This window comes from SAR324 cluster bacterium (genome assembly GCA_015232315.1).
In the GTDB taxonomy this organism is placed as follows: Bacteria; SAR324; SAR324; order SAR324; family NAC60-12; genus JADFZZ01.
The window spans coordinates 1-12,419 of the sequence record JADFZZ010000010.1 but is presented as its reverse complement, the minus strand read 5'-3'; the positions used below and the strand labels follow the sequence as shown (position 1 = coordinate 12,419).

The window sequence follows — 12,419 nt, the reverse complement described above, 5'->3', positions numbered from 1 at the left end:
AAACTTCTCTTGGTTGAGCGATTATTTGGAAGTGACTGATTTAGGGGGCCAGAGCCGCATCATCAGTGGAGTGAGCAACAGGTCCGCGAGCAAGGCGGTGAATGCCGCAATGGTGGTCAGAAAGCCAAAATAAACGACAGATTTCACACTGGCAAACATCATCACAGGGTAGCCAATCATCAGCAGAACCGTGGTGGTGATCGCGGCTCTTCCAGAATGATCAAAGGTCCACTTCAAGGCCTGTTCCCAAGTTTTGTGGGCTTTTTCCGCTTCGTTCCAGTGATACAGAAAATGGATGGTATCATCAATGGCCACACCGATCACAATAGCCGCAATGATGGCGGTGGTGACATCCAGATCAATTCCGGCGGCACCCATGCAACCCATCATGACCAGCACAGGATACACATTGGGAATCAGGCTGAGCAGGGCTAATCGGAAAGACCTGAGCCATAAAAGCATCATCAGAAAAATCAATCCCAGTGCCAGAAAAAAACTGTTGATCTGGGAACGCATCACATAGTCAATGATGGTCACATACATCGGCACATAGCCTGAACTGACCACCTCCGCATAGACACCAAGGTGGCGTTGGGCAATGAGTTGAACCTTTCCGATCAGCTCAGACACTTCCGAGGCGCTCATCATGGCCCCGATCAAGGTGACTCTTCCCAGCGAACCGTCTTCCATCATGAACGGTGCCACAAAATTGTCATCATACGCTTCTTCTGATTTGTCCCAGGACATCGAATCAACACCGATGATCATACGCATCTGCGCAATGAGTTCCGGCGACATCGGACCGGGTGGGGGTTCGGTTCCACGGAAAACAGTTTCAAGACGACGATAGACCAGATGCTGGCTGGAGCCGTCACGGATCTGGGGGAATTGCTTCACTTCGTCAATAAACGATTCCATGCCATTCAGAATTTCAGGGCTGTCCGCCCGCAGGCTCCCTTTGGGTTTGATCAGAAATTCCATGACATTGTAATAGCCCCAGCGTTGTTCAAGGTCATGATGATCCACCACGGCCCTGTCACTTTTGGGCAGATATCCGATGGTGTAGGTATCCACTTTGACCATGGACGCCCCCCCGAAACTGAGTAAGGCGACCACAACAAAGGCCGATAGCACTTTCCAGGGATGAAGAATCACAGCCTGTTCACACCAGTTGAGCACAGTTCCCATCCATTTCGGTCGTGGCAACCGGACATTTTCCGGAAGACTGAGAAACGCGATGGTCATGAATACCATACTGGCCGCAAGGGTTCCCACCAAACCGATGGCCGCATAAATTCCCATATCCTTGATGACGGACATTGGCGAAGTTACCAGCGATAAAAAGCCGGCAATGGTGGTCATCGAAGTCAGCACACAGGGCATAAAAACCTGACGCAATCCTTTTTCAACAATCTGTGGGCGTGTGAGATTGGGATATTCATGTCGCAGATGAATGAACGTTGACGGAAAATGAATGGCATCGCCAATTCCCAACACAATGATCAAGGTCGGCAGGGCCGCTGTGACCATGTTGAGCTGACGTCCGGCCAAACCATAGATAGACAGCGTGAATAAACAGCCATACAGGATCACGCCCATGCCGCCAATGAGCAACCGGGCGCTCCGGAAAACCCACCACATGGCAGAAAACATGAACAGATAGCATAAACTCAGGAAGGTTCCAAAATCCTGTTGGGTCAGAATGTTCAGTGCGGAGTAAATCACACCAAGTCCGCCAATGGGGTGGGGCGTGTCTTTGAGATCTTCATCGATCACCTGTTTGACTTCCGCCACAACCCTGTCCCGGATGGCATCAAAATTTCCGGTGGTCATCTGGATCGAAATCATGGCTTTTTTGCCATCTTTGCTGACAAACCTGTCTTCAATGAGAATATTGTTTCTGGCCCGGGTCTCAATGGCCTGAAGTTCGGCAGGATCGCCTGGAATCGGGGAGGGCACCAGTTTTTCAAAGCGTATGCCGCCCGGCGTGTCAAAGGCGTCCTGAACGGTCAGGATGGAGGTGATCCGGTCCACTCCGTCAATGGCTTTGATCTTTTCAGACATGGCCTGAAGCTTCAGGAGTGTTGCCTGATTGAAGATCCCGTTTTCTTCTTCAAGAACGGTCAGGATCACTTCGTCGTTGCCGAAATGTTCATGAAATTCATGATAGGACACCAGCAATGGATCTGTTTTAAGAAACCACACCGACAACGAATTATCAGGAATGAGTGCCGGTCCGATCCACTTCAGCAAGGGTGCCATAATCAGGATCATCAACCCGAACCACAGCCAGCGATAACGAATGAAATTTTGCATACAACCTTATAAAATATGGAAAATTGTGTTAAATCAATTCAAGCTCGTTCACTTGGACAGCCAGGTTTTCGGGCAACTGGAGTGTGAATTGAAAGGGAATGAAATCAGCGTCAGGCTGGCTGGTATCCAGCAGTTCAATCATGATATCGCCCTTGTTTTTCTGGAAGAATTTTTTAACAGCGTCCAGACCCACTCCCCGACCTGAAACTTCAGTGACCTTTTCCGCCGTAGAAAATCCTGATTGAAAAATCAGATTGGCAAGGTCTTCCAGTGGCAACTCATCCCCTTCGAAGATCATGCCCTGTTCCAGTGCTTTTTGTCGAATCCTGCTGAGGGCGAGTCCGCGGCCATCGTCATGATAATGCATGAGCAACTGACCGTGGTCGATCAGGACATCAAGCTGGATATTGCCCTGCGAAACCTTGCCGTGTTTCAACCGCTCTGCAGGGGTTTCGATGCCATGATCCAGCGAGTTTCTGAAAATATGCATGAACGCGTTTTTCAACAAACCTGTGGCCTGGTTTTTGATAAAAATATTATGGTCATTGATGGTGACTTCAGGCGTTTCCTTGCCCAGTTCGCTGGCCAGTGAGGGCAGGGAGTCCACAATGTCTGACACAATTTCACGGGTGGGCGTTGTTCCCAGAATTTTAAGGGTGGCCCGAATCCGGTCAAGTGCCTGAATCAGTTTCAGAGGTTCCAGCGAGTCTACATTTTCCAGAAGTTCAATGGATTTGGTGATCCGCTCTTTCTCAATCATCAGAAATTTATCCGCAGAACCTCTGCGTCCCGGACCTTTCCGTCCGAGTTTCTTTTCATTGATCAAGGCATATTCATCCAGCATTCGTGAGGAGGAAGCCAGTTGTTGCAGCAGAAGTTCAGGCTTCCATTCCCGGTCGGGATGCTTTCTCAGATCATCATATTCCTGCTCTGCTTCATGCACGATGTTGGTGAGATGCACGAGACCATAGGTTCTGGCATTGCCTTTGATGGTGTGCATGTTTCTGAAAAGCTCCTGAAGGATTTCATTGTCTTTTCGGGTTGTTTGCCGGATAATTTTTTCATTTTCCATGATGAAATTTCTGGAGGATTCCAGGAAATCCTGAAATTTTTCCTGCGGCACAGACAGGATCTGGCCAATAATTTCCAGTTCACGTTTCTGCAGATTGGCCGCAGTCTGGAGGATTCTAAGTTCCGTGATATCCCTGACACAGATCAGGATCTTGTCGATCTCTTCAGTTTCTTCATTGACAATTGGCGACCAGGTGAGTTCCAGATGTTTGGTGGTGCCATCGGCCAGGGTTTTGTCCAGTTCCCTGATCATCAAGTGTGAATTCATTAAGAAATTAAGTTCGAATTCTCCCAGGCAGGCGCCAAACACGGTGTCCAGACTGGCAAGGGCATCAACACCAAGGTTTGTATTGCTAAACAACACGTCCATGACATCCCGGTCCGCGATGTCTTTTGTGCCCAGAATGGTTTCCAGATAGGCTGAATATTCATGGTGGATTTTATTATCCTGCATTACGGTGAGAACGCCTTCGGGAAGATGTTGCAGCATGGTGAGAATGTCATTGGATTTTTCACGCAGTTGAGCGGTTCGATCCAGCACGAGTTCTTCCAGATGATCATTCATCTCTTCCAGTACGGTGTTCATTTTTTTCATGTCGGTGAGCAACTTTTTGTTCTGCACAAAGGTGTTGGCGAACAGGTTGCTACAATACCAGAGAATACACATGGTCGCAAACAGGGACCCCGCGAACATCATCATGAAGGATTCAATTTTTCCCAGCGCCAGTAGCATGTCCTGGGTACCTGACAGCACCAGAATGGTTTCACCAATCAGAATGATGACCGCGCCTTCACGTTTCTGCAACACGCTCCGGATCAGCATATACACCATGTGAACACCCAGAAAAAAAGTATTCAGGAGCCAGATAACCCTGAGTTTCTGGAACACTTCCAGATTCATATGGAAGATAAAAAATACAAAAGCACAAAATTGAAGCATCACAAAAATACCGTTGATCCGGGTCACACGGGGATAAAATTTATAAAAATGTTGCACAAAATAATGATGCAATGCCGCACCGGTGGTGATACCCAGATAATGAATCAGCAGTAATGTTTCCGGATTGAAAAATGTGGCCCAGACATCTCCCGGTGCCGCATAAAACGGATACTGAAAGAACCCCATCAGGGCTGTGACCAGATACAGGTTGAAGCGGGTTTTGGCCCAGATCAGCATGAAAAACAGACTGAATACCAGAATGATACTGGCCGCAAACTGACGGAAATCGCCTTCCCAGAAATGCAGGAATGAAATTAAAAAATCAAAGTCCTTGAATTCCCGAAGCTGAAACGGCAGTTGGTAAACACCAACCATTAAAATCGTATCAATCCGGAAGGTGATCACATGGTGAGTTCGCGTCACTTTGAAGGCAATTGGAATCGGTTGGATGGCGTAGTAGCGTTCACTGGTTTTTCGTTCACCGCGATGAAAAATCTGTTGACCATCCAGATAGAACGTCAAGGCTGACATGTAGCTATCCACCAGGAAAACAACTTCTTTTCCGATCAACGCGGGATCGAATTCCAGCACGCCACGATACCAGCCGACACGATAAACCTCATGGTCGTTATAGGCTTTTTTCCAGGGGCCCGGAGCCTTGACAAGCACCCAGTCGGACGTGTCGATTTCCACATCCTTGTTGGTTTCACGATCCTCCCGGGTAAACAGCCAGTTGCCGGCCAGATCGACCGGTTTTTCCAGTGAATGGACTTTGATCAGACAGGAATCACATTTTGATTCACTCTGAGGTAGCGCCCATGCGTCAGTCAGTGCGATGAATAGTGACAACCATGTCACAAGGATCAGTTTGATTTTCATATTTCCCCTTATTTTCACACGAATTATGCAATTCCCCTTTTTTATCCCCTATCGTTTTAATCCGGCTTGATCAACCCTTATTTTTCGTAAGCGTTCAGCCGTCAGTTATTAGTTTTCAAGAATTCTCAAAGCCTGGAAGCCAATCGATATTTTCGGCTATTGAGTCATAATGCTTCCGAAATGGATAAACACTGATAGCTGAATACTGATAGCTCAACGATTACTATTTTTCTTCACAGATTTTGAGGATTTCATCCATCAGCTCGCGGTCATGCAAATTTTGCTTCGGAGTGAGTTTTGACCGGATGGTCCAAAGTTTTTTTCCTGTTTGAACGGTTTTCATCAATGTTGAAGATAACTGAGGTGTCGAGGTGGGCCTGTTTTCCGGGAGAGCCCGGATGAGTTCAGGAAGCCTTTGCAGGTCTGATACCGGTGGCTTGTGGGATAGTCCTGTGATCATCGAATTATCTCTGCCATGAAACACCGTGCGATAATCCTGTTTGAACAGCACCACCGGCTTTCCGCAGGCAAAGGCGATTCCAGCTTCCACCGCTCCGCCTTCATCGGGAACACGACCATTCATATTGAACACCAGAACATCACAACGTTCGACAATCTGATACACATCCAATGCGAATATCGCCTGATCAATGGCGGAACTGACCGCCTCCGGAAGCAATCCTAAGGCCTTTCCCAGTTTGGGGAGCACATAAGGTTCAAAGCCATCCCTGTGAGGCAGAAAGGTGTCATAACCATGTTGTTCCAGAATCCGGGAAATGGCTGTCATGCTGGCAATTTCCTCAGGTGAAAACAAAGGACCTGAACAGTAAATCATGGTTTTTTGTGGCATACTTCGCTCATGGTTAGAATCTGAAAACTTTAGTTTGTAAAGATCCCTCACGTTGTTGAACTAAGCTGCGATGCGGCGGTTTGCAGCCAAATGAGAATTATAAGGGATCCCTCCTATGCGTCATGGAATTCTGGAAAACAAAATGGCCAACCCGGGGTTAATCAATATAGTAATTGAAGGTTCGGGGCTGACCATCCCGTTCGACGGTCAGAACAATTTCCCGTTCTGAGCGTAAAACTTCCAGCAAACTGAGAGCCTTCGAGATATTGTCAATGGAATGTCCGTTGATTTCAAGAATGACATCTCCTTTTTTTAAGCCGAGGGTTTCATACAGGCTTTTGGGCTTGATGAATTTGAACATAAATAATGTTTTGCTATCTTTTGTGGTCGGCACCACCCGGGCGTCACGCAACAGGCTGTCAAAATTTGCCAGTTGCTCATCCACCCATTCCCGTTTGAAATGAAATACGGTCTGTTCGTCATCCGGTGCCGCTGATTCGCCGGACGCTATGGGTGGCGGTGCGACACTATTGCCGGTCGAAGTGATATTTTTGGGTTCAAACTCCGATGAAACCGCCGCCGCTGCGGACACTGCGGCAAAGCTGGTTTCCTGAGCGTCAGGCATGATCAGGATTTCTGTCTTGCCATGATATGTCAGGGTGACTTTACGATTTTCAATCTTCATGATCATGACATGGTTGATTTCACATAGTTCAGCGATCTGCATGGAAGATGGATCAAAACAGCTTCCTTCCGGAAACACAGAATAATCCTGCTCACGTCCCTGAAGACTGATAAACGCAAACGATATGCTGGGATAAAGCATGGTTCCCACCAGGGATATTTTGAGCGATGTCATGCTTTCCGTAGTGCTGGCCACAGCTACAGCAGCTCGTTGCGCACCGAACATGTTTCTGTTCAGTATCGGTTCAAATTCGGCTTTTTCCAAAACAGTGTCTCTGATTGCCGGTGGGGCAGAAACCCTGGGCGCGAATGTTTTCTGATAGGGACGGTTGAGAATTTGCTGGCGAATGATGTTCCCCGACAAACTTCCCAGAGAATGACACGTCAGGACACTCAGAAGCAACAGAGTATAATTCAAAATCAGTGTGGGTGAAAATCGCATAAAAACAGTACCTATGGAATGGCAAAAGAATAAGTTGTAAAAGTTTGCTCGTGCCCTACGTCCCGTGGGGCACGTTATTCACCAGGCGAAGCTCTGCTTCGCACCCACCGGAGGTGGGTCATGGAACCGTTACGAACGTCCCGTTCGTAACCAGAAAGTTTTCCCTGTTATTTTTTGAACGTTCCTATGGAGATTGAAGATGTTTTAAAGCATATTGTGCCGCCAATTCATAACCATAGACTCCCAGTCCCATCACGCAGCCAACCGCAATGTCTGAAATATAGGAATGGTGGCGAAACGACTCTCTTTTGAAAATATTGGAAATATGAATTTCCACACACGGAACCGCAATTCCCAGGATGGCATCGCGCAGGGCAATGCTGGTATGGGTATAGCCGCCCGGATTGATGATCAGAAAATCCGCAGTGCGATGCGCATGCAGCCAATTGATCATTTCTCCTTCAATATTGGACTGGTAGGTCTGGCATTGAATCTGATGGGCTAAAAAAATTCCATTGATATGCTGTTCAATTTCTTTAAGGGTTGTGTGTCCATAAACTTCAGGTTCCCGGGTTCCTAATAAATTCAGATTGGGGCCATTTAACAGCAAAACCGTTTTTTCCATAAATCGTGTCTCTTTTATGTATTGCGGAAGATCCGTCAGTTGTGAAACATTGCGCTCTGTTTTATTTCAATAAACATCTTAAAGGTTTCAGTCAAGTTTCAGGATCACATTATGTCTTATTTCTTATTTGATCAGGAATTGGAAGAGGGAAAAACATATATTTTATCAGGAGAAGAAGCCCATCACATTTTGACTGTCCGCCGGGTTCGGGTGCATGAAATGCTGGAACTTCAGGATATCCGCCAACGACGCTTTCTGGTGCGAGTCACATCGGTGGATAGAAAAAGTTTTGAATTTCAAGTTCTTTCATCCATCAAAACGCCTGATGACTCACCGCTTGATCTGGAACTGGTTCAAGCGTTGGTGAAAGAAAAAGCACTCGATCTGATTTTGCAGAAAACTACCGAACTGGGTGTTTCCAGAATTTTGATATTCCATTCCTGTCATACCCCCAAAGCTCTGGTTTCCAGCCCCGGGCAGGCCCTGGAACGCTGGAGAAAAATCGTGCAGGAAGCCTGTAAACAATGCGGCAGAACATCTCCTCCTGAAATATTGTGGGCATCCTCCCTGGAAAATGCCTTGAACACCGGATTGGGCCAGGCACAGACATGGATTCTCAAACCAGATGTTCCTCTCTGGAAGCCACAATCCCTTTCAATTGAGAGTCTGCATTCCACGCCTCATCGAATTTTTGTTGGACCCGAAGGTGGTTTTCATCCTGAGGAATACGTACTGGCAGAGCAGTTCCATGTTCAGCCGATTCCATTGGGACCACGAATTTTAAGAGCTGAAACCGCGGCTATTGCCGCCGTCTCGATTTTTCAGTTCTGGTTGGGTGATTTGAATTTTCATGAACGTTCAAGCCGCTATGGGACACTGACAAGTTAGCGAATTGAGCAACAATTCCATATTTCTCGAGGCTTCATGTACCAAGCGACAATTCTGGCGTTACCTTATTCGCTGTCTTCATGCATTACCGGACTCATGGATGTTCTGTGTGCTACTGGAATTGACTGGAACCTGCCACAACAGTTCATGCAAAAATCCGCATTTGATGTGAAAATTGTTTCCCTGGATGGTCAACCCGTCAAATGTATCAACCGGATGCCCATTATTCCTCATTGTTCTTTGGGGGAAATTTCTGATACAGATTTAATTTTCATACCCAGCATGGGATTGCATTTACGGCGAGATTCTCAAGTCTCCCAATATGTCCTGCCATGGTTGCATGAGCATTTTGAAAAAGGTGCCAGCATTGCCGGCTTGTGTACCGGAAGTTTTATTCTGGCTGAAACAGGATTGTTGGATGGTAAAGACGCGACAACCCACTGGGCCTGTGCGCAACAATTTCAGGAAAGGTATCCACAGGTCAGACTCCACCCGGAAAGAATCATGACGGATGCCGGCAGACTTTTTTGTTCCGGAGGAAACTACGCGTGTTTTGATCTGGCTTTTTATCTGATTGAAAAATTTTGCGGTTATGAAACAGCCGCGTCCTGTGCCAAAACTTTTGTGCTGGATCTCGACAGAACGTCCCAAAACCCGTATGTGATTTTTCGTGCCCAAAAGTCTCACAAAGATCAGGAAATTCTAGCGGTTCAGGAGTGGTTGGAAGTTCATTACGCGAACATTATCACGTTGGAGGAAGTGGCAAATCGTGCGGCAATGAGTACCCGGAATTTCAAGAGGCGTTTCAAAAAAGCCACGGGTGATTCGCTTGTTGTCTATCTTCAACGATTGAGGGTCGATGCCGCAAAAAAAGAACTGGAAAACTTTCAAAAAAGTATTGAGGAAATCGGGTATGCTCTCGGCTATGAAAATATCGGATTCTTTCGTAAACTATTCAAACGCTACACGGGTTTATCGCCCAACCATTACCGACAAAAATTAAAAAATCGCCAGATTTCGAATCTTGCTCCTATTTTAACGTAAGTTCGGGATAAGAAACTAAAGCGGATTCAATCCGCATTGACACCCCCCAAGCCCCCTCAAAGCGGGATTCTCTCGGTGGATTGCTTCATAATTCCCCATTGGAAGGGGGTTAGGGGGATGTCTATTTCAGGATAATTCTTATCCCGAACTCACGTTATTTTAGGAACGACAAAAGAATAACCGCCCAAAGTTTTTTAACACACCCCCTTGCCCGGGTCTGTAGAGACGCGCTATAGCACGTCTCTACGCATGCCCGGCAGGAAATGTCTTTTGAAAAGTTATGGAAGTTATTTTTTGAGTATTCCTTACCAATAAAATGAATAAGCACAGCAGATCATTATGAAACTTTATCAGAAACATCCCTTCTGTTTATGGAATCTGGCCTATTTCTTGGGATTCCTCTCTTTTTTTTGCTCAAGCATTGAAGTTTGGAGCGCACCTCTGGTTCTTGGACAGGATCAGCAAAAGTATGTTTTGGGACCCTTTCTGGAGGTTATGGAATCTCCACTCCATTGGACCTTGAACGATATTCTTGCAGAAGAACATCAGAAACAATTCCAGGCAAACCATGACGATGTGCCAAGTTTTGGTTTTATGGATAACGCCTTATGGATTCGGGTCCAGCTTCAAAATCCGACAGGGTTCACCCAAAGTCTGCTGTGGGAAATGAATACAGAGCATGACAGCATTCACTTATATCTGCCTCAAACAGATGGTTCCTGGAATATAAAAAAATCCGGATTTGCCTACCCCTTCAGCAAACGTGACATTAAACACCGTCTGAACCTGTTTTCCATTGAAGTTCCGCCGAAGTCCGATCAAACGTATTATGTAAGAATTGAATCTGAACACCCTATCCTGTTATTTTTTCAATTATGGTCACCCATCCATTTTATTGAAACAGATCGGCATTCACAAATGCTGTGGGGATTCTACTTTGGAAGTTTGCTTATCATTGGGGTGTTCAATTTTTTTATGTTTTTTGCCATACGAGACAAAACTTATTTGTTTTATGTGCTGTATCTTGTGTTTCTGCTGACGGAAAGCACTCTGTTGAACGGTTTTTTTAGTGAACTTCTGATCTGGAACAACCTCTATTATACCCATCGGATATTCCTTGAAATAACTATTTTGACCTGCATGTTTGTCCTCCTTTTCAGCAAACATTTTCTGGAAACAGCCAGGTATGCGCCTAAATGGGATAAAGTTATCCAAACAATGATCATTTTATGTCTGGGAGGGATGGTTACCTTATGGTTCACATCCTACCGGGAATCCTTAATATTGCTTATGGTCGTGATTCCCACAGGAGCCTATTTTTTATTGAGTGCCGGAGTTCATTGTCTGAGACAGCCTGAAAGTGGAATCGCGTCAAAATATTTTGTCATAGCGTGGATCACTTTGCTGGCGAGTACCCCACCCTTTATCTTGCGCTACGTCGGGTGGGTAAAAACCAGTTTTTTTACAGAATACGGCATTTATATGGGCGCGTTTCTCGAAGTGCTGATTCTCTCTGTAGGGTTGGCACATCGTATGCGCATTCTCAAAGAAGAACGGGAAATGGCCTTACAGCTTCAGTTGGAAGAATCCCAACGCCTTGTGCGTATGAGTGATATTTTCAGAAAATTTGTTCCGCACGATTTTGTGAAATATCTCAACAAATCGAGTATCACAGAAGTGAATCTTGGTGATGGCGTACAACGGGATATGACGATCCTGTTTTCAGATATCAGGGGATTCACGACTATTTCAGAAACCATGGAACCTCGTGATAATTTTCGGTTCATCAATTCCTACCTACAGGTGATGGGGCCGGTGATCCGACAGCACGGCGGATTCATCGACAAATACATTGGTGATGCCATCATGGCACTGTTTGGCGAAGACGCTGATTCTGCTTTAAGCGCCGCAATCGGGATGCTGAAGGCCTTGCATGACTATAACACGATGCGTATTCAAACCAGTCGCAGTCCCATCCAGATCGGGATTGGACTCAACTCCGGGGATTTGATGCTGGGGATTATCGGAGAGCATGGACACATGGAAAGCACTGTCATCAGTGATGCGGTGAATCTGGCGTCAAGGGTTGAAAGTTTAACAAAACAGTATGGAATTTCGCTTTTGATCAGTGAATACACCTTCTATCGGTTAAAAAATCCCGGTGACTATTGTTTGCGGGTGATTGATCGAGTGAATGTCAAAGGAAAATCAGAACCTGTCACACTCTGGGAAGTCTTTGATGGCGATCCTGAACTGATTCGTATCAGCAAACAGAAGATCATTAAGCCTTTTGAAACCGCGGTTTCTCTATATTATTTGAACAACTTTGAAGAGGCGTTGAACATCTTCAGGGAATGCGCCCTTCAATTGCCAGAAGATCGGGCATGTCAGATCTATATTCAACGCTGTGAATTGTGTTTGAGTAAGAAATAAAAACGTAAGCGTTCAGCAGTCCTTTCGCTTATTTTTGAGACTGTTTTTGAATTAAGGGCTCGTGCAAGAATAAGATTTACACTATGGTGTCGTCAGGAGGGATCTCGTCCCATATCCCCTGTGGACATGATCAGGACTGAATCTCTCAAACTATACAGGTTATTTACGCACGAGCCCTTAGTGTTGCATTGGCTAAACCGTATGCGTATCGCTGAAATCATTGATGCTGCCTTACCCCAAGCTCATG

General features: G+C 46.0%; 8 protein-coding genes. 3 read left to right on the top strand and 5 right to left on the bottom strand.

The genetic code is table 11. From position 1 onward, the window contains the following. Positions 1–21 precede the first annotated feature (21 nt). The 5 genes from HQM11_09145 to aroQ form a co-directional block, all read right to left on the bottom strand. Positions 22–2,316, bottom strand: a complete 2,295-nt coding sequence (locus HQM11_09145; protein MBF0351188.1) for an MMPL family transporter — start codon at positions 2,314–2,316, stop codon at positions 22–24. Positions 2,317–2,344: 28 nt separating this feature from the next. After that, entirely contained in the window at positions 2,345–5,206 is a 2,862-nt protein-coding gene (locus HQM11_09140; protein MBF0351187.1) for an Hpt domain-containing protein, read from the bottom strand. A gap of 223 nt (positions 5,207–5,429) precedes the next feature. Further along, positions 5,430–6,056, bottom strand: coding sequence for a nucleoside 2-deoxyribosyltransferase (locus HQM11_09135; protein ID MBF0351186.1), 627 nt, complete (start codon positions 6,054–6,056; stop codon positions 5,430–5,432). A gap of 157 nt (positions 6,057–6,213) precedes the next feature. Continuing rightward, positions 6,214–7,182 (bottom strand): PDZ domain-containing protein, encoded by a 969-nt coding sequence (locus HQM11_09130; protein ID MBF0351185.1) that lies wholly within the window; start codon positions 7,180–7,182, stop codon positions 6,214–6,216. A 184-nt stretch (positions 7,183–7,366) separates the two neighbouring features. Continuing rightward, positions 7,367–7,807 (bottom strand): type II 3-dehydroquinate dehydratase, encoded by a 441-nt coding sequence (gene aroQ, locus HQM11_09125; GenBank protein ID MBF0351184.1) that lies wholly within the window; start codon positions 7,805–7,807, stop codon positions 7,367–7,369. Positions 7,808–7,918: 111 nt separating this feature from the next. Between aroQ and HQM11_09120 the strand changes: the two genes are divergently transcribed. The 3 genes from HQM11_09120 to HQM11_09110 all read left to right on the top strand — a co-directional run bounded on the left by HQM11_09120 (position 7,919) and on the right by HQM11_09110 (position 12,172). Continuing rightward, entirely contained in the window at positions 7,919–8,695 is a 777-nt protein-coding gene (locus HQM11_09120; GenBank protein ID MBF0351183.1) for a 16S rRNA (uracil(1498)-N(3))-methyltransferase, read from the top strand. Positions 8,696–8,731: 36 nt separating this feature from the next. Beyond that, a complete protein-coding gene (locus HQM11_09115; GenBank protein ID MBF0351182.1) occupies positions 8,732–9,739 on the top strand; it encodes a helix-turn-helix domain-containing protein in 1,008 nt (335 codons plus the stop codon). 339 nt (positions 9,740–10,078) lie between these two features. After that, entirely contained in the window at positions 10,079–12,172 is a 2,094-nt protein-coding gene (locus tag HQM11_09110) for a hypothetical protein (protein MBF0351181.1), read from the top strand. The last annotated feature ends 247 nt before the right edge of the window (positions 12,173–12,419 follow it).